The organism is Krasilnikovia sp. M28-CT-15 (assembly GCF_047159595.1).
In the GTDB taxonomy this organism is placed as follows: domain Bacteria; phylum Actinomycetota; class Actinomycetes; order Mycobacteriales; family Micromonosporaceae; genus Actinoplanes.
On sequence record NZ_BAAGAK010000001.1, the window covers coordinates 4213987 to 4234736 of the forward strand.

A 20750-nucleotide genomic window follows, 5' to 3' on the forward strand; every position below is an offset into this window, starting at 1 on the left:
TGCCGCTCAGGTCAGCGGCGTGTCGGCGCGCAGCAGTGCCGGGGTGAGTGTCGCGGCGGCCAGATCGCGGGTCCGTACGGCGGTCGCGCCCGCCCGCGAAGCCTGGCGCAGGCACTCGGCCAGTGGCGCGCTGTCGAGGTGGGCGGCGAGGAACCCGGCGAAGAACGCGTCCCCGGCACCGTTGGTGTCGACGACCGCACCGGCCGGGGTGGCGGGTACGCGGACGATCGACCCGTCCCGCGTGCAGGCGATCGCGCCGTCGGCGCCCAGGGTGCAGACGGCCAGCGTCGTGCCGGCGGCGACGCGTTCGCGCAGGAACGCCTCGGGGTCGGCGAGGCGTTCGCCGCTGAGGAACAGGTAGTCGGCGTGGTCGCGGAACTCCCGGTGGAACTCGCTGGTGCCGTCGTAGTCGTGCAGGTCGCACCAGACCGGTGTGCCCGCGCGGCGCGCCGCCCGCAGCACGGGGCGGGAGTGCTCGGCGAGGTCGGCGACGACCACCTCGGCGTTCTCGAGGAGGCCGGGCGCCACCGTGACCTCGTGGGCGGCGGTGGGCAGGGTCAGGTACACCGACAGCCGTCCGCCGTGCCGGTCCATGAGGTTGACGTGCCGCTCGGAGCCGTTGGCGCTCGGTACGGCCCGGACGTCGATGCCGTGTCCGCCCAGCTCGGTGGTGATGCGCCGGCCGATGTCGTCGGCGCCGACGACGGTGACCAGCGTGACGTGCACGCCCAGCCGGGCGAGGTTGAGGGCCTTGCCCGCCGAGGTGCCGCCGAGGGTGTCGTGATGCCACTCGGCGAAGAGGGTGTGCGGCTCCGGGGCGGGCAGGTCCGCCACATGGACGACGAGGTTCCACGCGGCCGGACCCGCGACGAGGACGCGATGCATGGCGACATCCTGCCCGACGGTCGGCGCCCTGCACACCAGGCCTGCAAATTCTTTCAACGTGGGCCAGCTTGGTGGTGACGAGGCCCACAGGCGCCGCTGGCCTCAACGACTCCAGACTGCTGGTCTGAACTGGGCAGAGCTTGCCAACGAACGGCGCCGGCGACCACTGCATGGAATTGACCACTCCTGCAAGAACTTGCAGGCTGGTGACGACCCGAACGCCCGCCGATCCGGAGGTCCACCCATGCGATCCACCCCCCGCCCGAGCCGTTCCGCCGCCAGCCGCAACCGTGCCCGCGCAGGGGTCAGCCTGCTGGCCGTGGCCGCGACGGTGCTGGCGCCCGCCGCACCGGCGGCCGCCGCACCGGACGGCCCCGAGGCCACAGCCGTCACCGCACCCCTGGTCCGCTTCCTGCCGGACTGGACCACCACGGTCGACGGGATCATCGCGGCGGACAGCACCGTGCTGGTGGACTACGACCCGGCCCGCCTGCCCGCCTGCCGCGCCCAGTACGCGGGCGGCGACGCGTGGAGCATCAACGTGGAGTACCGCGTCGACGGTGGAGCGGTGCAGCGCCAGCCGGTCACCCGGCTCGACAGCAACCGTAGGCAGGTCAAGGTCCTCGCGTCCGTCCCGCTCGGCGCCGACGCGCACGAGGTCGAGCTGTGGTTCGTCTCCGGTGACCGCGCGGGCTGCCGGGAGTACGACTCCCGGTACGGCGCGAACTACCGGTTCCCGCTCGCGCGCTGAGGTCGCGGATGCCACCGATGCGCACCGCGGCCTGCCGGGAGACCACCTGATCGACCGGTTCGCCGACTTCCTGGACCCGGACTCCGGCCAGCCCCGGGTCTGAGCCGGTCTGGTCCGCGCCCGGGGGCCGGTCTGGTCAGCGCAGGGGGCCGGTCTGTTCAGCGCGGGGGGCCGGTCTGGTCAGCGCAGGGGGCCGGTCTGGTCAGCGCGGGGGAAGGATTCGGGCCAGACGGCCGGCGGTCGCGGCCCGATCCGAGCCGCCGACCTTGTCGCAGATCTGCGCCACGTGTGTCTGCACCGTCCGGACACTGAGGAACAGCCGGCTGGCGATCTCGACGTCGGAACGTCCCGCCGCGATCAGCTCCGCGATCCGCGCCTCCTCGGCGGTCAGCTCGACGCCGGACGTGGAGTCGTCGTCCAGGCCGAGCGTCTGGCGCAGGGCCAGCGCCTCGCGACGCGGGCCGAGCGCCGTGTCGTCGGCGTAGCCGGCCAGGGCCTGGTCGACGCAGGAGCGGGCGGTGGACAGGTCACCGGCGCGCCCGTGGCAGGCGGCTGCCAACAGCCAGGCCCGCCCCGCCTCCATCAGCAGCTCGGCGTCCGCCAGCACGGATGCCGCCGTGGTGGCCAGCCGGGCCGCGGCGGCGGGCTCCGCCGCGGCGCGCGCGTACGCCCGGGTCAGCACGGCCAGGCCGCGGCCCACGTCGCGACCCGGGTCGGCGACCTGCTCGGCCAGGTCGGCCCAGCGGGCGGCCTCGGCGGGAAGGCCCCGCGCGGCGGCCGACTCCGCCAGGACCGAACATGCCACGAGCCGGTTGTGCGGGTACAGGTCGGGCAGCTGCGGCCCGCCTCCGGCCGCCATCATCGCGTCGCGCCCGCCCTCGACGTCACCGGCGGCGATCCGGGCGAACGCCAGCATCGCGCGGGCGGTGGCCAGCCAGACCCGGCTCGACGTGGCGGCGGCCACCGCCTGTTCGCCGACCGCGACCGCCTCCTCGTACGCCCCGGCGCACCGCAGCAGCCAGCACTCGGTGAGCAGGGCCAGCGCGAGTGGCTCGTCAGCACCCACCAGCCGGGCGATGGTGGTGGCCTCCTCGGCGGTGTGCCGGGCGGCACCGATCTGCGCGAGCCGCGCCTGCGCGAACGCCTGTGCCGAGAGCAGGTACGGCAGGATGTAGCCGTGCCCGGCCGCCACCGCGACCCGGCGGCACCGGTGCAGCCGGCGCAGCGACTCGTGCGGGCCGTCGAGGTAGAGACCACTCCAGCACAGCCAGGCGAACAGGTCGATCTGCCGCGCGACGTCCTCGTCGGCGACGGTGTCGATGAGTTGCCCCGGCGCGGACTCGCCGGGGGTGCCGTACCCGGTCATCTGTTGCAGGGCGGCGGCGATACGGGCCGGGGCGGTGCCCGGGCCGAGCCCGATCACCCGGTGCAGCAGTTCCCCGGCCTCGCGCAGCCGGCCCTGCATGACCCCATACGTGGCGAGCTGCAGGGACAGGTGCAACGCGTCGGGGGCACCGCGATCGGGCAGCCGGGCCAGCTCGTCGGCCAGCAGCAGCCGCGCCTCGTCGGTCTGCCCCAGCAGCCGCAGCAGGGTGGCGGACCAGGACACGGCGTCCGCCCGCTGCGGATGCCCGGCGGGCAGCCGGTCGAGCACGGTGGCCATGGTGGCGCGCGCGTCGTCGAGCCGGCCGCCCGCGGCCTGCCGCCCGGCCAGGTACATGAGCAGGTCGCCGTGCCCGGGCGGCGTGGTGGTGGGCAGCAGCCGCAGGGCCGCCCGCAGCCAGGCCACGGCCGTGGCCGGGGCCTGGGCGCCGACGGCGCGAGCGGCGGCGACCAGCGTGTCCGCCGCCTCGGTGTCCCCGGCCGACGCTGAGCGGGCCACGTGGTGCGCCCGGGTCCGCGCCGGCGCACCCACCGACGCCAGGTACGCCGCGGCGCGGGCGTGCGCGCCCAGCCGCCATCCGGCGGGGGTGGACGCGTACACGACCTGGCGCACCAGGGGGTGCCGGAACCGGAAGCTGCCGGTGCCGGCCACCGGCTGCAGCACATCCCGGCCGGTCAGCGCGTCGATGCTGCGCAGGGCCGCGGGCGCGGGTAGTTGCGCGACGGCGGCCAGCAGGGGCGGCTCGATCTCGTACCCGCAGACGGCCGCCGCGGCGGCGACCGCGCGGTCCAACTCGCCCACGGCGGCCAGGTCCGCCAGCAGTGCCGCGCGGACCTCCGGCGGCAGCTCGGCGGCGTCGGCGGCGGGCCCGTCCTCCGGCTCGTCCGGCGAGAACCCGTCGGCCGCGGGCCCGTCGGGTCCCGCTCCCGGTCCGGTGCCGGTCCCGAGGGACGGCTCGGCGCGGCGCAGCGCCTCCAGATACAGCGGGTTGCCGCCGCTGAGCCGGTGCAGCTGCCGCACCCGGAACGTCTGCACGCCGCCGCCGAGCAGCAGGGCGACGTCCGGTTCGCGCAGCGGCGCCAGCCGCAGGCGGTGCACCCGCGACTGCCCGGCCGCGAGCGCGGCGGCCAGCCGGGCCGGCACCTGCGCCGGACGGTACGCCACTGCCAGCAGCACCCGGGCCGCCGGCGGGCGGCGCAGCAGGAACTCCAGCAGATCGACCGATGACGGGTCGGCCCAGTGCACGTCGTCGAGCAACAGCACCAGGCCGGACGGCGCGGCCAGTTCCTCCAGCGCCCGGCGCAGGGCCCGCATGGACCGGAACCGCTCCACCGCGCTGTCGTCCAGGCCGGACCCGGCCAGCAGGACGTTCTCCAAGGGCCGCAGGTCGGCGGGCGCGGGCGGTGTGCCACCCGTGTGGCGGACCTGGTCGTCGAGCGCCTCCACCAACGGCGCGAACGGGACGTCCTGTTCGAACTCCGTGGCCCGCCCCGTGATGGTCCGCATGCCCTGCCGCCGGGCCTGGTCGGCCAGCTCGGCCATGAGCCGGGTCTTGCCGATGCCCGGCTCGCCCACCACCTCGACGACCTGGGCCGCGCTCGCGGTCAGGCGCAGCGCCTCCCGCAGCACCGCCGACTCGGTCTCGCGCCCCACCAGGGTGGAGAACCTGCTCGATACGGCCATCCGCCCGCCCTCTCCTGCCCGCTCGAACATTCTGCCAGGTCGATGCTTGCCCCCGTGGTCCCCGCATCCGTGACCATGGCCGCGGCACGCCAAGCTTGCTATGCAACGAGTTGCATAGGAGGATGTGAGGCATGGCCCTCGAACACGCGATCCTGGTCTCACTGCTGGAGCAGCCCGGCTCCGGCTACGAGCTGGCCCGGCGTTTCGAGCGGTCGATCGGCCGGTTCTGGACAGCCACCCACCAGCAGATCTACCGCGTGCTCAAGCGCATGGAGGCGGACGGCTGGGTCACGGCCGAGGAGGTCGGCCAGGAGGGCCGCCCGGACAAACGGTCCTACCGGGTGGCGGACACCGGGCGCGACGCCCTCACCGCCTGGCTGCACGAGCCGGTCCAGCCCGAGGCCGTCCGGCACGAACTGGCCGTGAAGATCCGGGGTGCCGCGTTCGACGGCCCCGCCGGGCGGGCCGCACTGATCACCGAGGTGGAGCGCTACCGCAAGACCCACCAGGACACCCTCGCCCGCTACCTCGCGGGCGAACGCCGCGACTTCCCCGACCCCGCCGCGCTCGACGTCGGGCAGTCCCTCCAGCACGTCGTGCTGCGCGGCGGCATCGCGTACGAGCGGATGGTGCTCACCTGGCTGGACGACGTGCTCGCCACGCTGCGCGACCTCGAGAACTGACCCGTCCACACCACCCTCACCGAAGGAAGGGGAACGCTGTCATGGCGGACTCTCCGCTGCTCAACCCGCGTACCTACGACCCGGTCCACCTTGACGACGAGAGCCGCCGCCTGCTGCGCGCCACCGTGGACTGGTTCGAGGCCCGGGGCAAGCAGGCGCTCGTCGAGACGTACAACCAGCAGGCGTGGTACGGCGACTTCCTGGACTTCGCCGCGAAGGAGGGACTGTTCGCGACGTTCCTCACCCCCGCGGCCGACGGCGAGGACAACCCCGCCAAGCGGTGGGACACCGCCCGCAACGCCGCCCTCAGCGAGATCCTCGGCTTCTACGGCCTCGGCTACTGGTACACCTGGCAGGTCACCGTGCTGGGGCTCGGCCCGGTGTGGCAGAGCGCCAACCCGGCGGCCCGCTCGCGCGCCGCGCAGCTGCTCGACGACGGCCACGTCATGGCGTTCGGGCTGTCCGAGCGCAGCCACGGCGCCGACATCTACTCCACCGACATGATCCTCACCCCGGACGGCGACGGCGGGTTCCGCGCCACCGGCGGCAAGTACTACATCGGCAACGGCAACGTGGCCGGGCTGGTCTCGGTCTTCGGCCGCCGCGCGGACGTCGAGGGCCCGGACGGGTACGTGTTCTTCGCCGCGGACAGCCGCCACCCCGCGTACCACCTCGTCAAGAACGTGGTGAACGCCCAGATGTACGTCAGCGAGTTCCGGCTCGAGGACTACCCGGTGCGGGCCGAGGACGTGCTGCACACCGGCAAGGCCGCGTTCGACGCCGCGCTCAACACGGTCAACGTCGGCAAGTTCAACCTGTGCACCGCGTCCATCGGCATCTGCGAGCACGCGATGTTCGAGGCGGTCACCCACGCCCACAATCGCGTCCTGTACGGCAAGCGGGTCACCGACTTCCCGCACGTGCGGCGGGAGCTGACCGACGCGTACGCCCGCCTGATCGCGATGAAGCTGTTCAGCGACCGGGCGGTCGACTACTTCCGCAGCGCCGGCCCGGACGACCGCCGGTACCTGCTGTTCAACCCGATGACCAAGATGAAGGTCACCACCGAGGGTGAGAAGGTCATCGACCTGCTCTGGGACGTCATCGCGGCCAAGGGCTTCGAGGCGGACACCTACTTCGACAAGGCCGCCCGCGACATCCGCGGCCTGCCGAAGCTCGAGGGCACGGTGCACGTCAACCTTGCGCTGATCCTCAAGTTCATGGCCAACTACCTGTTCTCCCCGGCCCAGTACCCGCCGGTGCCCACCCGGCACGACCCCGCCGACGACGAGTTCCTGTTCCTGCAGGGCCCGGCCCGGGGCCTCGGCGCGATCCAGTTCCACGACTGGCGGGCCGCGTACGACGCGCACGCCGCGGTGCCGAACGTGGCCCGCTTCCGGGAACAGGCCGACGGGTTCTGCGCCCTGCTGCTCGGCGACGCCCCGACTCCGGCCCAGCAGGAGGACCTCGACTTCCTGCTGGCCGTGGGCCACCTGTTCGCCCTGATCGTCTACGGGCAGCTGATCCTGGAGCAGGCGGAGCTGACCGGCCTCGACGGCGACGTGCTCGACGAGATCTTCGACGTGCTGGTGCGGGACTTCTCCGCGGGCGCGACCGAGCTGCACGGCAAGACCGCGACCACCGAGGCGCAGGCCGCCTGGGCGCTGGCGCACATCCGCCGCCCGGTCGAGGACCCGGCCCGCACCGCGCGGGTGTGGGCCCAGGTCGAGGGGCTCAGCGGGGCGTACGAGATGCGGCCCTGACGAGCCCCCCTCAGCGGGCGCCGAGGGGGGCCGCCATCCCCCTCGGCGCCGGCTCCCGTGCGGCCACCCGCAGACGCGGTCGACGAGTTCCTCACCCTGGCGGCGGCGGCCAGGAGCAGGCGCGCCCTACGGGTTGGCGGCCAGGAACAGGTAGCCGGAGCAGATCGTCAGGTGCACCGCGGCCGGCAGCACGGTGGCGCGGCCGGGCATCACGGTCAGCACCCCGGCCACGGCGGTGAGCGCCAGCAGCACGATCTGGGTGGGGCCGAGGCCGAGCAGCAGCGGGCCGTCCAGCCAGATGGAGGCGACGGCGATCGCGGGGATGGTCAGGCCGATGCTGGCCATGGCGGAGCCGAGGGCGAGGTTCAGGCTGATCTGCGCCCGGTCGCGGCGGGCGTTGCGGACCGCGGCGATGGTCTCCGGCAGCAGGATCAGCAGCGCGATGACCACCCCGACGACGGTGTTGGGCAGCCCGGCGTCCGCCACCACCTGCTCGATCGTCTTGGACTCCACCTTGGCTAGACCGACGACCGCGACCAGGGCGACCAGCAACAGGCTCAGGCTGAACAGCGCGGCGCGCGCCGAGGGGGTCGCGGCGTGCTCATCGTCGGGCTCGGCCGCGTCGACGGCTGCGGGGCTCCCGGAGGCGGTGGCGGGCAGCGGGTCGGTGGTGTGCCGGCCGGTGCCGCTGACCGGCAGGAAGTAGTCGCGGTGCCGGACGCTCTGCACGAACACGAACAGCATGTACAGCACCAGTGAGGTCACCGCGGCGAAGGCCAGCTGGGCGCCGCTGAACTGCGGACCCGGGCTGCTCATGGTGAACGTGGGCAGCACCAGGCTGAGGGTGGCCAGGGTGATCACGGTCGTCAGGGCGGCGCCCGTGCCCTCCGGGTTGAACACCGCCACCCCGCGTCGCAGCGCGGTGACCAGCAGGGACAGCCCCGCTATCCCGTTGCAGGTGATCATGACGGCGGCGAAGACGGTGTCGCGCGCCAGCGACGCGGTGCCCGGTCCGCCGGAGACCATCAACGTGATGATCAGGCCGACCTCGATCACGGTGACGGCCACGGCGAGGATCAGCGATCCGTACGGCTCGCCGACCCGGTGCGCGACCACCTCGGCGTGATGCACCGCCGCGAGCACCGCGCCGGCCAGCAGCAGCACGACGATGACTTCGACGGCCGGGACCAGCTTGTGGCCCCAGACCACGACGAGGGCCACCAGCGCCGCGAGCGGCACGATGGTCGCCGATCGGGTCAGCGGCGTGCCCGGAAGCCTCACCTGATCACTGTCCCGAACATACCGGGCAGCGTATCCGAAACCAGCGCCCGGTCAGGGCCGACACCGGTGGTCGGCCCTGACCGTCGGACGTCAGGAGCAGCCGTGCTCCCAGTGCCAGCCGATGAAGGTGTGCCGCAGGTCGACCGTGTGCCGGCAGGTCGCCGTGCCGTCCCCGGCCAGCACGACCGAGGAGTCGTGGGTGTTGGCGTACCAGGTGCCCGTGACGTCGAAGACGCCGCGGTACGTGAAGTCGGCGTGCGCCGTGAACGTGGCCGCGGGGCAGGCCCCGGGGCAGCCACCCGAGCCGGTGGCGTCGCGCACCGTCCAGCCCGCGTCCCACGGTTCCCGGTTGACGTGGGTGCTCACCCGGGAGTCGGCCGTCACCACCTGACCGCCGCCCGTACTCCAGGTGTGGTCCGAGTACAGCGCGGTCATCAGGATGTTGCAGCAGTCGTACATCTGGGAGAACGAGTGGAAGCTGCGCGGCGCCGTCCCGGTGAGGCCGCGGGCGGCGAGGCCGGTCCTGCCGGTCCGCGCCGCCGCGACGACCTGGACCGGGCCGGGGTGGGCGGCGCAGTCGTCGCCGATCGTGACGCTCTGCCGGACCTCGGCCCCGGGTGGCGGGGCCGGGAGATCCGCCGTCAGTCGCAGCTCGGGGCAGGCCGAGCCGGCCCGGCCGGGGTCGGCGTGGGCCGGCGCAGGCGTCAGGATCATCATGGCGGCGGTGGCCAGCGCGGTCAGCAGGGCTGAGCGCCTGCGCGCCGATCCGGTCAACGCAGCGGATGTGTGCCGCGCGGGGCCTTCGGCATGGACCGGGCCGCCGCTGCCCGCAGCGAGCCGTCGGGGAAGAAGCCCGTCCTGGTCATCGCGAGCGTGTAGACCGCGTGGGCCGCGGCGTCGGACAGTTCGGCGAGGGCCGTCGGATTCACGTTGTTCGTCGTGTCGCACGCCTGGTGATAGCACGCGTCGTACGCCGCGCCCGCGGCCCCGCCGTACACTGTGGCCTGCGCCTCGGTCTTCTTGCCCTCGGCGCCGCTGAACACCCCGCCCGCCGGGATGCCCACCGCGATGAACGGGCCGTAGTCGGAGCGGCCGTTGAACTCCCGCGGCTCGGTCGCCAGCCCCTGCCCCGCGAAGTAGTCCGTGAAGACGCGCTCGATCTCGCCTGAACCGGGCGGGCCGGTGACCGTGGTCTGTGACCCGTCGCCGTCGTAGACGAACCGGACGTAGTTCGGCGAGCCGAGCATGTCGAAGTTCAGGTTCGCGAAGATCCGGGCCAGGTCGGCGTCGGGCAGCGTCGCGACGTAGTGTTCCGAGCCCAGCAGCCCGGCCTCCTCGGCACCCCAGAACGCGAAGCGGATCTTCTGTCTCGGCTTGACCTTCAGCGCGGCGAGCTGCTCGGCGATCTCCAGGTCGGTGGCCACCCCGCTGCCGTTGTCGTTGATGCCGGGTCCCTCGATCACCGAGTCGAGGTGCGACCCGACCACGAGGACCTTGTCCGGGTCACCGCCGGGCGTCTCGGCGAACACGTTGCTGGTCTTGGCCGCCTCGTCGGCGAAGGTGGCGGTGGTGACCCGGGCCGTGACGGTGCCGGCCTGCGTGGCGGTGAACAGCGCCGCGCCGTCGGCGTAGCTCAGGCCCACCACCGGGATCCCGAACAGCTTGCCCAGGCCACCGGAGAGCACATCGGTCCGGCCCGGCTGCCCCTCGTTGAAGATCACGACCGCGTCGTATCCGGCCGCCACCGCGTTGCTGGCCTTGATCTGGAACGTGCAGGCGCCGCGCTGGACCAGCGCGATCGCCGGTGCGGTGCCGGCCGGGGTGAAGTCGGCCGCCTCGCAGCCCGAGCTGACGCCCGGGGTGGCCGGGGCCGGGACCTGGACGTCCGTGGTCGGCACCACGGTGCCCGTGACGTCCCCGCTGCCGGAGAAGTCGAACGTCCTGGTGGTGTAGCCGGTCGGGGCCGGAGTGAGCTGGGCCAGGGTCGGCGGGGCGAGCTCGCGGAAGAACGGGAAGGTGAACTCCTGCTCGCTCACCCGGTAGCCCGCGGCCGTCAGGGTGTCCTTGACGTAGGCGGCCGAGGCGGCGTAGCCGGGGGTACCGGACGCGCGGGTGCCGCCGTTCTGGCCGGCGATGCGCTGCAGCACCCGCTCGTGGCCCAGGATGCCGTTGACCGTGACGGCGTCGCGCAACCGCTTGCTGTTGACCTTGTCCACGGCGTTCGCGGGTGCTGCCGCGCCCAGCACGACGAGCGACAACGCCGCCGCCGCAATGACTGCCTTACGCAAGGATCCTCCTCTGTCGACTGTCGACCCCCGCGCAGCCTAGCGGGGTGAGAAGGTTATCGATACCTCGTCAGCCGGGGTCGGCCACGACCCGGTTGCGGCCGCTGCGCTTGGCCGCGTACAGGTTGCGGTCCGCCCGGGCCAGCAGCGCGGACGCGGTGACGTCCGCATCCGCGACGGTCGTGACCCCGATGCTGGCGGTGACCGGCAGCGCCCCGGTGACCGGCTGCCACGGGTGCGCGGCGATCGCCTGGCGCACCTGTTCACAGCGGCGCATCGCCGTGTCGGCGTCGGTGTCCGGCAGGACCAGCAGGAACTCCTCGCCGCCGAGCCGGGCGACCAGCCACGAGTCGGTGCCGTCGCCGGACAGCAGGCCCGCGACCCGCTGCAGCACGACGTCGCCCGCGGCATGCGACAGGGTGTCGTTGATGCGCTTGAAGTAGTCGAGGTCGACCAGGGCCGCCGACAACGGGGTGCCGCGGTTGGCCGCCTGCCGCAGCAGCAACGCCAGCTGCTCGTCGACGTACCGCCGGTTGTGCAGGCCGGTCAGCGGGTCACGCTGCGCCATCTCGCGGAACCGCTCGCTTTCCCGGCGCGCCTCCTCGGCCTCGAAGACCGCCTGCAGGGTACGGGCGCGCGCCTCGCTCTGGGCGGACTGCAGCGCCTGGGTCTCGGCGTGGAAGGTCCGGTACTCCTCGTACGCCTGGCGGTAGTGGCCGGTCGCGGCGTACAGCTGGGCCTGCTCCTCGCGGATCCGGGCCCGTACGGACTGCAGGTCGCTGCCGGCGCAGACCTCGACCGCCCGGTCGAGGCCCTCCTGCGCGATCGTGGTCGCACCGCGCAGGCGCCGCGCCTCGGCGACGGTCAGCAGCGACTCGGCCAGCGAGAGATCGTCGACCGGTCCGGCCGAGCCGTCCAGGATCGGCCCGAGCGTCGCCTCGACCTCGTCGTACTGGTGATGCTTCAGCTCGACGCGGGCGATCGTGTCGAGGTACGCCGGGCTCAGCGGTGCGCCGCGCTGGGCCGAGATCGACCGCATCTCGGCCACCAGGCGCTGCGCCTGCGCGTTGTCGCCGCTCTTGAGCACCGCGTACGCCAGGTTGTTGAGCAGGCGCACCGACAGCTCGGCGTCGCCGATGGTGGCGGCGATGTCGAGACCGTCGGAGAAGCGGCGTTGCGCCTCGTCCAGCGATCCGCTTTCGCACAGCGTCACGCCGAGGTGCGACAGGTGCCGCGCCCGGATGCCGGCAGGCACGTCCTCGCCGGTGTGGGCCACGCACTGGACGCTGTGCGCGAGCGCGTCGGGCAGGTCGCCGAGGTGCAGGCGGAAGCTGGACACCGCGAGGTGGCTGCGGGCCAGCACGTACTCGTGGCCGTGCCCGACGGCCCAGTCCAGAGCCTCATGGGCGATGCGGCCCGCCGCCTGCGCGTCCCCCTCGCACAGCAGCGCCTCGGCGCGTACCAGGCGGGCCCGCATCCGCAGGTCGGCGCGGCCCAGGCCGGAGGCGATCTGTTCCGCCTGCGCGGCCGCCTCGGCGATGGTCCGGAAGTCGACCTTCGAATCCAGCTCCATCGCCTCGAGCGCGGCACTGAGCAGCGTTTCGGCGTGCGGCACCGCGGGGGACAGCGCGGCCACCGCGCGGGCGATCTCCAAGGTCGGGATCGGTCCGACCGTTGCCTCCGCCACCCCGTGCGCGGCCATGTTCGCGCTCCTCCCCGTCGAGGTCGAGCAGACCTTCACCGTACGGCGGGGCGGTTGCGGGCCTGACGTCTGCGGTCAATGGGCCGCTCTGTTTCCAGATATTGACAGGGTTAACACCACCAGGCACGCTCACACAGACCGTTTGGGAGCGCTCTCATGGACTCCCCCGCCAACCACAGAGGAGCGACAAAGTGGCGCCGTCCCTCTCTCGCCACGGGCGCCGTGTGTGCGCCCTCGCGGCCGCCGCGGCCCTCGCGGCGGCCATCCCGCTCACCATCACCCCCGCGGACGCGGCCGTCCTGCGCACCGTCACCCCCGCGCCCGCGGCCGGTCCGGACACCGTGACACCCGCGCGCGCGGCCATCGCCGACCGCACCCGGTTCTACACCCCCGCGCCGAACCCCGGTGCGGTCGAGCAGATCCACCAGCTGGCCGCCGCCGGGCGGTGGAGGCTGGCACACCAGCTCAGCACCATGGTCAGCACCCCGCAGGCGGTCTGGGTGACCAAGTACTCCGGCGCCGAGCTGACCCGGCTCGTCCGCGACCACGTCCGCAAGGCGGCCCGGACGCGCAGCGTGCCGGTGTTCGTCGCCTACAACATCCCGTTCCGCGACTGCGGCGCCTACTCCTCCGGCGGCGCGCGGACCGTCGCGGAGTACCAGGCGTGGATCGACGCCTTCGCCGCCGGGCTGGGCAACAGCCGCGCCGCCGTCATGCTGGAGCCGGACAGCCTGGGCATCATCCCGTGGTACACCGACATCAACGGCAACCCGGAGTGGTGCAAGCCCGCCGAGGCCGACCCGGCGACCGCCCAGCGTGACAGGTTCGCGATGCTCAACTACGCGGTGGACCGGTTCACGGCGCTCCGGCGCACCAGCGTCTACCTGGACGGCACCAACAGCAACTGGCTCAGCACCGGCGACGCCGCCGACCGGCTGGTCCGCGCCGGGGTGCTGCGCGCGGACGGCTTCTTCCTCAACGTGTCCAACTTCGAAGCCACCGGTCGGCTGCAGAAGTACGGCACCTGGGTCGCCAAGTGCATCCACTACGGAACGCAGGCATCGACGTCGGGCAGGTACCGCGACTGCGCCAGCCAGTACCGTCCGGCGGACCCGAAGGACTTCTCCACCTGGACGCTCAGCGACCAGTGGTACGACGCGAACGTCGGCGACGTGCCCGCGGACCGGCTCCCCCACTTCGTCGCCGACACCAGCCGCAACGGCCAGGGCTCCTGGACCCCGCCCGCGGGCACCACCTGGCCCGACCCGATGACCTGGTGCAACCCGCCGGACCGGGGTCTCGGGGCACGGCCGACCACCCGCACGGGCGATCCGCTCATCGACGCGTACCTGTGGATCAAGGTGCCGGGCGAGTCCGACGGCCAGTGTGACCGCGGCACCGGGACCGGCACGGACCCGGCCCGCGGCAACCGGGCCGACCCCGCCGCCGGGGCGTGGTTCCCCCAGCAGGCCGTCGAGCTGGTACGGCTGGCCGACCCGCCGCTGCGCTGACTGTGCCGGGCCGCCCGCCTCAGCCGTCGAAGCCCTGCTCCGCCAGGGCCTTGCCGATCCGGCTGCGGTGGGCGGCCTCCCAGTCGTCCAGCGACTCGGCGGCCTCCTTGGCCAGCTTCCGCTCGGCGGCCTCGCGCACCTCGCCGGCCCGGCCACCCGGCACGACCACGACGCCTTCCTCGTCGGCGACCACGATGTCACCCGGCTCGACCTCGACACCGCCGCAACGGATCCGGGTGTTCAGCGGCTCGACCGCCGCCTTGGTGCCCGGGATCGGGATGACCCCGCGGGCGAACACCGCGAAGCCCATCTCGCGGATCTCGGCGAGGTCACGGGCCACCCCGTCCAGCACGAACCCGGCGATCCCCCGCCGATGGGCCACCGCGCAGACGTTGCCACCGGCCAGCGCGAAGTCGACGTCGCCGGACTCGACGACGATGACCGAACCGGGTGCCGCCCGGTAGATCGCTGCGTGCAGCATCAGGTGGTCGCCGGGCGGGCACCGCACGGTGAACGCGGGCCCGGCCACCCGGGGAACCGGCGTCCACAGCGGACGGATGCCGATGTCCATGACCTGCGCGCGACTCAGCACGTCCGCGAGGGTCGTCGGCGGAATGTCGGCGAATCCGGTGACCTCACCCATGGGTTCCTCCTGCTCGTCGGACCGGCGCATCGACATTCCACCACGGTGCGCGCAGGGCGCCGCTCACCGGCTGATGTGATGTCCGCCCTGGCAGGAGCTCATCCGGCAGCCTGGGACAGATAGAGCACGGCCAGTCCGGTGGCGAGCACTCCGAGCAGTAACCGCAGGCCGCGCTCGGGCAGGCGCGGCTGGAGGCGGGCGCCGAGGTACCCGCCGATCAGGCCGCCGAGTCCGGAGGCCAGCCCGACACCCCAGTGCGGCGCCACCGCCCCCGGCGCACCGAGGGCCAGCAGCCCGTACGCGGCGACGCCCACGATCGAGGTGACGAATGTCGCGGCCAGGGCCGCCGGTGCCACCCGGGTCACCGACATTCCGCGGCCCACCAGGATCGGACCGAGCAGCGAACCCCCGCCGATGCCGTAGATGCCGCCGACCACGCCGACCGCGAGGCCGAGCCCGGTGACCGCCCGGCCCGACGGCACGCGGCCCCGGGACCGCCGAGGCGGCGCATCATCGCCGGCTGGCCGAGGCGGCGCATCAGAGTCGGCTGGCCGAGGCGGCGCATCAGTGTCGGCAGCCTGCGGTGGTCGCACCGCCCGCAGGCACAGCCAGAGGCCGAGCGGGAGCAACAGCGCGGCGATGATGACCCGGAACACCCGGGGCCCGGGGACGGCGAACACCCGGATGACCGCCCCGACGACGACTCCGGGCAGCGTGCCAGCCAGCAGCAGGCGGGTCAGCGGCCCGGCCAGGGTGCCGAGCCGGCGGTAGCGCCAGAGCGCACCGGGCCCGGAGACGACGTTGTACAGCAGGTTGGTCGGGGTGACGGCCGGGCTGGGCACGGCGAACACGGACAGCTGCACCGGAAGCAGGAAGACCGCCCCGGAGACGCCGACCGGCGTGGTGACCGTGGAGATCAGCACACCGGCGGCGAATGCCAGCGACACCGCAGACCAGGTCACGTGACGGCCTGGGCCGCGGGCACGGCCGGGCGCCGCGCGGCCCGGCGCAGCCGGGCCTGCGCCGGGTCGGTGACCGGCACGGCCGCCAGCAACTCCCGCGTGTACGGGTGGACCGGCCGCGCGTACACGTCGCCGACGTCACCGAATTCCACGACCCGGCCATGCTGCAGCACCGCGACCCGGTCGGCGACCTGGCGGACCACGGCGAGGTCGTGCGAGACGAACACGATCGTCAGCACGTACTCGCGCTGGATCTCGGCCAGCAGCGCCAGGACCTGTGCCTGCGTGGTGACGTCGAGAGAGGAGACCGGTTCGTCGCACACCAGCAGCCCGGGGCGGGGAGCGAGCGCCCGGGCGATGGCCACGCGCTGACGCATGCCGCCGGATAGCTCGTGCGGATACCGGTCGTAGTCGTCGGCTTCGAGCCCGACGCGGGCCAGCAGCTCCACCACGCGGTCCCTGGGGTGTCGGCGTCCGTCGGCGATGCTCTCGCCGACGGTACGGCGGGGGTTCAGCGACGACTGCGGGTCCTGGAACACCATCTGCGCCGAGCCGGGGCCGGGGAACTCGACCGTGCCGGAGGTGGGCGCCAGCAGCCCCACCATCATCCGGGCCAGGGTGGACTTGCCCGTGCCGCTCTCCCCCACGATCCCCAGCGTTTCGCCGCGCCGCACGTCGAGGGTGATCCCGTCGACCGCCCGGACCGGCTGCGCGCGCCGCCGCCCCGGGAAGTGCCGGCGCACGTCGACCAGGCGCAGGACGGGCATGTCACCGCCCGGGGCGGCGGTTCCCGCCGGCGGGGGCACACCGCCGGATGGCCGGCCGGCGCGCGGGGCCGCGTCCAGGCGCGGCACGGCGGCCAGCAGCTCCCTGGTGTATGCCGCTTGCGGTGCGCCGAGCACCCGCTCGACCGGCCCGTGCTCGACGGCGCTGCCGCGCCGCATGACGACCACCTCGTCGCAGGATCCCGCGATCACCCCCAGATCATGGCTGACCAGCAGCAGGGCCGTGCCGGTGGTGGCGCGGACCTCGTCGAGCAGATCGAGGATCCGGGCCTGGACCGTGACGTCGAGCGCGGTGGTGGGCTCGTCGGCGACGATCAGCCGGGGGCGGCAGGCCAGGGCCATCGCGATGAGGGCCCGCTGCCGCATGCCGCCGGAGAACTGGTGGGGATACTGCACGGCGCGGCGCACCGGATCGGCGATGTGCACCTGGTCGAGCACCTCGACGGCGCGCTGCCGGGCGGCCCGCCGGGAGGCCCCGGTGTGCAGCCGGTACACCTCGGCGATCTGGTGGCCGACCGTGTGGAACGGGCTGAGCGCGGACAGCGGGTCCTGGAACACCATCGCGATCCCCGCGCCGCGTACCCGGCGCAGCGCTTCCGGGGTGGCGGTGAGCAGCTCGGTGCCCTCGAACGTCACCCGGCCCTGGACCGTGGCGCCGCGGTGCAGCCCGAGCAGGGCCAGCGCGGTGGCGCTCTTGCCGGAGCCGGACTCGCCGACGATGCCGAGACAGCGCCCGGGCGCGACGTCGAAGGACAGCCCGTCCACGGCCACGGTCGCACCGAACGCGATCCGCAGATCCCGCACGGCCAGCACGGGAGCGCGGGACGGCACGGCACCGCCGGATGACACGCGGCCGGTCATCGCGCCTGCACGCGGGGGTCGATGGCGGCGTAGAGCAGGTCGGCGACCGCGTTGCCGGCCACGACGAGGACGCCGGTCAGCAGCGTCACGCCGACCACGACCGGCAGGTCGATCTGGTTGACCGCGCCGACGAGCAGCTGGCCGACGCCCGGCAGCCCGAACATGGTCTCGGTGAGCACGGCGCCGGTCATGATGGCGGCGACGTCGAGCGCGGTCAGCGTGACCACGGGGATCAGCGCCCCGCGCAGCGCCCGGCGGGTGCGGATCCGCCGTTCCGGCAGGCCGTACGCGCGGGCGGTGCGGACATGGTCCTCGGCGAGGGCGTCCTGAATGCCGCTGCGGGTGAGCCGGGCGTACGTGGCGGCCTGGATGATGGCCAGCGCGGTCCACGGCAGCAGCAGGTTCTGCGCCCAGCCCAGCGGGTCCTCGGTGAACGGCACGTACGTCGGGAACGGCAGCCACTGCAGCTGCACGCTGAACACGAGCAGCAGTACGAGGCCGACGAGGAAGACCGGGGTGGCGTACCCGACCAGGACCAGCGCATCGACGAAGCGGGACCGCAGGAGTCCCGCGCCGACCCCGGCCACCAGCGACAGAATCTGCGCGCCGAGGGCCAGCGACGCGGACACCGGCAGCCGGTCGGCCAGCAGCGCGGTCACCGGCTGGTCGGTCTCGAACGAGTACCCGAGACACGGTGCCGGGCAGTGCCGCACGTCCGGCCCGGCCGGAAAGTCGCGCCCCGCGACGATGCCCTGGAGAAAGTGGGCGTACTGGGTGGCGACGCTCTCGTCGAGACCCATCGCGGCGCGGACCTCGGCGAGCCGGTCCGGGGTGCACCCCTTGCCGCAGGTGAGCACCGCCGGGTCGGCGGGGGCGAGGTAGAACAGGGCGTACACGACGGCGGAGAGGGCCAGCAGGACCAGCACGGCGCCGCCGAGGCGCCGCAGCAGCCGGATCACGGGACCGGCACCGCCTGCCGCGGGTCGAGCAGGCGCCGCACCCCGCCGGACACCAGCACGAACGCCACCAGCGTGGTGAGCAGCAGAACGCCGGGGATCAGCACGTACGCCGGGTCGGCGCGAAACCAGGTGGTCGCGCTGGACAGCATCTGGCCCCAGGACGGGGTGGGCGGCCGGACCCCGACGCCGAGGAACGACAGCCCGGCTTCGCTGATCATGTTGGCGGGCAGCAGCAGTGCCGCGTACGTGAGGACCGGCGCGGCCAGGCCAGGCAGCACCTCGCGGCGCGCGATCCGCACCGGCCCGGAGCCGGAGAGCCGGGCGGCGGCCACGTAGTCGCGGGTGCGCAGCGAGAACGCCTCTCCGCGGGTCAGGCGGGCCGTGCCGCCCCAGCCGAGGATCGCGATGACGCCGGTGAGCAGCACCGGGCGGGGCCAGGACTGCGGCACGATCGCCAGCAGCGCGATCGCGAGGACCAGGCTGGGGAACGCCAGGACGAGGTCGACCACGCGGCTGATCGCCGCGTCGAGGCGCCGACCACCGAGCCCGGCCGCGAGCCCGACGGCGAGCCCGATCGACACCTGGGCGAGGGTGGCGCCGAGCGCCACGCCCAGCGACACCCGCGCGCCGTACACGACACGGGCGAACAGGTCGCGGCCGGTGCCCGGCTCGACGCCGAACCAGTGGTCGGCGCTGAATCCGACCACCGGCACCCCGCCGCGGGCGGAGTCGAGCAGCTCCGGGTGGAAGGTGGTCGGATCCTGCCCCTCGACCGCGGCCAGCAGCGGCGCGGCCACCGCCACCAGCATCATGACCGTCACCACCGAGGCCCCGGCGAGCAGTCCCCGGTCCCGGCTCACCGGACGGAGATCCGGGCCAGGTCGTAGGTGCCGCGCCAGCCGTCGGGCACCGCGTTCTTGACGCCCGTGCCGTACAGGTAGACGTCCTTGCCGTGGGTCAGCGGGACGACCAGAGCGAGTTTGCCGATCTTCGTGTCGAGGGCACCCCAGCGCGCGGCGGCGGCGGCCGGGTCGGTGAGCGCGTTGATCGCGTCGATCTCCGCGTTGACCGCCGGATCGTCGTACTGGGCCAGGTTGAAGTTGCCGCCCGCCGCGATGATCTGCCGGCCGTCGAAGATCGGGATGAGGAACGGGCTGCCGGACGGCCAGTCCGCGCCCCAGTTCTGCAGCGACAGGGCGGGCTGGGTGGCGGGCTTGCCGGTGACGTCCCGGTACGTCGCGCTGTCGATGGCGACCAGCCGCACCGTGATCCCGGCCTGCTTGAACGCGTCCTGCACGGCGGCGGCCACCTTGGGTCCGAGGCCGCTCGCGTCGTCGTTCTCATGGGCCAGCTCGATGGCGAGCCCGCCGCCGAACCCGGCGGCGGCCAGCAGCTCGCGGGCCTTGGCCGGATCACCACCCGGCCCGGCCGGAAAATGATCGTACGGCTGGTAGCCCAGCGCCCGCTGCGGTGGCAGGAAGGTGGTCGAGGGTCCGGCGACCGCGCTGCCGCCGAGGGCGTTGACGACCGAGGTGCGGTTGACCGCGTACGACAGGGCCTGGCGCACCCGCACGTCGTCGAAGGGTGCCTTCTTCGTGTTGAACGCGAGGTACGTGGTCGACGGGAACTCGCCGCGTGCGACCCGCCGCTCCAGTGTGGAGCCGGGTGCGAGCTGGGCCAACTGCTCGGGGCCGACCACGGCGTCGGTGGTGACGGCGTACGCGTCGCGCCCGGCGCCCGTGACGAGCCGCTGGTTGATGACGGCCGGGTCGAGCCCGGCGGTCACCTCGATCCGGTCCGGGCAGGCGTAGCGCAGGGTGTCGTTGCCCCAGTGGGTGTTGCGGACCAGGGTGAGGGTCTTCTTCTTCTCGTAGCGTTCCACCTTGTACGGCCCGCTGGACAGCGGGTGGTTCTCGTACTCCGTGCCGCTGTCCTTCCCCTTGGGCACCGGGGCGAACTGGGTGGCGGTGGCCAGGTACGGGAAGTCGCCCTCGGGCTTGCGGAGCTTGAAGACGATCGTCTTCGCGTCGGGGGTCTCGATCGCCGCGAGCCCGTCGGGCTGCTTGTACGGCCCCTGATAGGACGCGGCCCCGGCCAGCCAGTCCCGCAGGTACGGCGCCCCGCCGGGCAGTTCCGGGGCGAACGAGCGCTCGATGCCGTACTTGACGTCGGCCGCGGTGATCGGCGTGCCGTCCTCGAAGAAGATCCCGTCGCGCAGCCGGTACGTCCACGTCCGCGCCCCGTCGGACGGGGTGCCGAGGTCGGTGGCGAGATCCGGCGCGGGCTTGGTGCCCGCCTCACCGGGCAGCCGGTTGCGGGTGGTGAGCGTGCGGAACAGCAGGGAGGGGATGTTGCCGCCACCGGAGGTGTAGAGCCGGGCCGGGTCGAGGTGGCTGATGCCGCTCTGGTTCAGCACGGACAGGGTGCCGCCGCGGCAGGTCGCGGGGTCGAACGGCGTGGCCGCCGATCTCTGGTCAGTGTCCTGGCAGGCGGTGAGCGCGCCCACGGTCAGGAGGCCGGCGAGGATCGCGGGGACGGTTCGGCTGCGCATCGGTGCCCTTCGGTGGGCCGGACGGGATCTCCGCCGGTCAGCTCGGCGGACGACGGCCGGG

At 73.6% G+C, this 20750-nt stretch carries 16 protein-coding genes; 4 read left to right on the forward strand and 12 right to left on the reverse strand.

Annotated elements, in window-relative coordinates; translation table 11 throughout:
• Nucleotides 1-6 precede the first annotated feature (6 nt).
• Entirely contained in the window at nt 7-885 is an 879-nt protein-coding gene (locus ACMCNO_RS19320) for a carbohydrate kinase family protein (protein ID WP_412750847.1), read from the reverse strand.
• Between the two features lie 244 nt (nt 886-1129).
• Here ACMCNO_RS19320 and ACMCNO_RS19325 point away from each other — a divergent pair, with 244 nt between their 5' ends.
• Complete coding sequence (locus ACMCNO_RS19325; protein ID WP_412750848.1) at nt 1130-1636, forward strand: DUF6209 family protein; 507 nt, start codon at nt 1130-1132, stop codon at nt 1634-1636.
• 202 nt (nt 1637-1838) lie between these two features.
• On the opposite strand, the gene ACMCNO_RS19330 is transcribed toward ACMCNO_RS19325, so the two are convergent.
• Nucleotides 1839-4703, reverse strand: coding sequence for an ATP-binding protein (locus ACMCNO_RS19330; protein ID WP_412750849.1), 2865 nt, complete (start codon nt 4701-4703; stop codon nt 1839-1841).
• A gap of 131 nt (nt 4704-4834) precedes the next feature.
• On the opposite strand from ACMCNO_RS19330, the gene ACMCNO_RS19335 reads away from it, so the two are divergent.
• Both ACMCNO_RS19335 and ACMCNO_RS19340 read left to right on the forward strand, forming a co-directional pair.
• Nucleotides 4835-5386, forward strand: coding sequence for a PadR family transcriptional regulator (locus tag ACMCNO_RS19335; protein ID WP_412750850.1), 552 nt, complete (start codon nt 4835-4837; stop codon nt 5384-5386).
• A 41-nt stretch (nt 5387-5427) separates the two neighbouring features.
• Nucleotides 5428-7149, forward strand: a complete 1722-nt coding sequence (locus ACMCNO_RS19340) for an acyl-CoA dehydrogenase (RefSeq protein WP_412750851.1) — start codon at nt 5428-5430, stop codon at nt 7147-7149.
• A 126-nt stretch (nt 7150-7275) separates the two neighbouring features.
• Here the strand turns inward: ACMCNO_RS19340 and ACMCNO_RS19345 are convergent, their stop codons facing one another.
• From ACMCNO_RS19345 to ACMCNO_RS19360, 4 genes are all read right to left on the reverse strand, one after another.
• On the reverse strand, nt 7276-8430 hold the full coding sequence (locus ACMCNO_RS19345) for a calcium:proton antiporter (protein WP_412750852.1): 1155 nt from the start codon (nt 8428-8430) through the stop codon (nt 7276-7278).
• A gap of 90 nt (nt 8431-8520) precedes the next feature.
• Nucleotides 8521-9204, reverse strand: coding sequence for a hypothetical protein (locus ACMCNO_RS19350; protein ID WP_412750853.1), 684 nt, complete (start codon nt 9202-9204; stop codon nt 8521-8523).
• Nucleotides 9201-10718 carry a M20/M25/M40 family metallo-hydrolase gene (locus ACMCNO_RS19355; RefSeq protein ID WP_412750854.1) on the reverse strand — a complete coding sequence of 506 codons (1518 nt, stop codon included), beginning with the start codon at nt 10716-10718 and terminating at the stop codon, nt 9201-9203. Before ACMCNO_RS19355 ends, ACMCNO_RS19350 begins: the two co-directional genes overlap by 4 nt.
• A 67-nt stretch (nt 10719-10785) precedes the next feature.
• Nucleotides 10786-12417 carry a diguanylate cyclase gene (locus ACMCNO_RS19360; protein ID WP_412750855.1) on the reverse strand — a complete coding sequence of 544 codons (1632 nt, stop codon included), beginning with the start codon at nt 12415-12417 and terminating at the stop codon, nt 10786-10788.
• A gap of 191 nt (nt 12418-12608) precedes the next feature.
• On the opposite strand from ACMCNO_RS19360, the gene ACMCNO_RS19365 reads away from it, so the two are divergent.
• Entirely contained in the window at nt 12609-13928 is a 1320-nt protein-coding gene (locus ACMCNO_RS19365; RefSeq protein ID WP_412750856.1) for a glycoside hydrolase family 6 protein, read from the forward strand.
• 19 nt (nt 13929-13947) lie between these two features.
• Here the strand turns inward: ACMCNO_RS19365 and ACMCNO_RS19370 are convergent, their stop codons facing one another.
• The 6 genes from ACMCNO_RS19370 to ACMCNO_RS19395 form a co-directional block, all read right to left on the reverse strand.
• Entirely contained in the window at nt 13948-14607 is a 660-nt protein-coding gene (locus tag ACMCNO_RS19370; RefSeq protein WP_412750857.1) for an RraA family protein, read from the reverse strand.
• A 62-nt stretch (nt 14608-14669) separates the two neighbouring features.
• The gene (locus ACMCNO_RS19375) at nt 14670-15533 is read right to left on the reverse strand and encodes a sulfite exporter TauE/SafE family protein (RefSeq protein ID WP_412750858.1); all 864 of its coding nucleotides are present in this window, start codon (nt 15531-15533) and stop codon (nt 14670-14672) included.
• Nucleotides 15530-17179, reverse strand: coding sequence for a dipeptide ABC transporter ATP-binding protein (locus tag ACMCNO_RS19380; protein WP_412750859.1), 1650 nt, complete (start codon nt 17177-17179; stop codon nt 15530-15532). Before ACMCNO_RS19380 ends, ACMCNO_RS19375 begins: the two co-directional genes overlap by 4 nt.
• Nucleotides 17176-18138 carry an ABC transporter permease gene (locus ACMCNO_RS19385; RefSeq protein WP_412750860.1) on the reverse strand — a complete coding sequence of 321 codons (963 nt, stop codon included), beginning with the start codon at nt 18136-18138 and terminating at the stop codon, nt 17176-17178. Before ACMCNO_RS19385 ends, ACMCNO_RS19380 begins: the two co-directional genes overlap by 4 nt.
• Nucleotides 18135-18998, reverse strand: coding sequence for an ABC transporter permease (locus ACMCNO_RS19390; protein ID WP_412750861.1), 864 nt, complete (start codon nt 18996-18998; stop codon nt 18135-18137). Before ACMCNO_RS19390 ends, ACMCNO_RS19385 begins: the two co-directional genes overlap by 4 nt.
• Complete coding sequence (locus ACMCNO_RS19395) at nt 18995-20689, reverse strand: ABC transporter substrate-binding protein (protein WP_412750862.1); 1695 nt, start codon at nt 20687-20689, stop codon at nt 18995-18997. Before ACMCNO_RS19395 ends, ACMCNO_RS19390 begins: the two co-directional genes overlap by 4 nt.
• Nucleotides 20690-20750 lie beyond the last annotated feature (61 nt).

Excerpts from the sequence above, each read along its gene's own strand:
- ACMCNO_RS19340 (WP_412750851.1), top strand. The coding sequence starts at position 5,428 with ATGGCGGACTCTCCGCTGCTCAACCCGCGTACCTACGACCCGGTCCAC.
- ACMCNO_RS19370 (WP_412750857.1), bottom strand. The coding sequence starts at position 14,607 with ATGTCGATGCGCCGGTCCGACGAGCAGGAGGAACCCATGGGTGAGGTC.
- ACMCNO_RS19360 (WP_412750855.1), bottom strand. The coding sequence starts at position 12,417 with ATGGCCGCGCACGGGGTGGCGGAGGCAACGGTCGGACCGATCCCGACC.
- ACMCNO_RS19330 (WP_412750849.1), bottom strand. The coding sequence starts at position 4,703 with ATGGCCGTATCGAGCAGGTTCTCCACCCTGGTGGGGCGCGAGACCGAG.
- ACMCNO_RS19380 (WP_412750859.1), bottom strand. The coding sequence starts at position 17,179 with ATGACCGGCCGCGTGTCATCCGGCGGTGCCGTGCCGTCCCGCGCTCCC.
- ACMCNO_RS19320 (WP_412750847.1), bottom strand. The coding sequence starts at position 885 with ATGCATCGCGTCCTCGTCGCGGGTCCGGCCGCGTGGAACCTCGTCGTC.
- ACMCNO_RS19335 (WP_412750850.1), top strand. The coding sequence starts at position 4,835 with ATGGCCCTCGAACACGCGATCCTGGTCTCACTGCTGGAGCAGCCCGGC.
- ACMCNO_RS19325 (WP_412750848.1), top strand. The coding sequence starts at position 1,130 with ATGCGATCCACCCCCCGCCCGAGCCGTTCCGCCGCCAGCCGCAACCGT.
- ACMCNO_RS19395 (WP_412750862.1), bottom strand. The coding sequence starts at position 20,689 with ATGCGCAGCCGAACCGTCCCCGCGATCCTCGCCGGCCTCCTGACCGTG.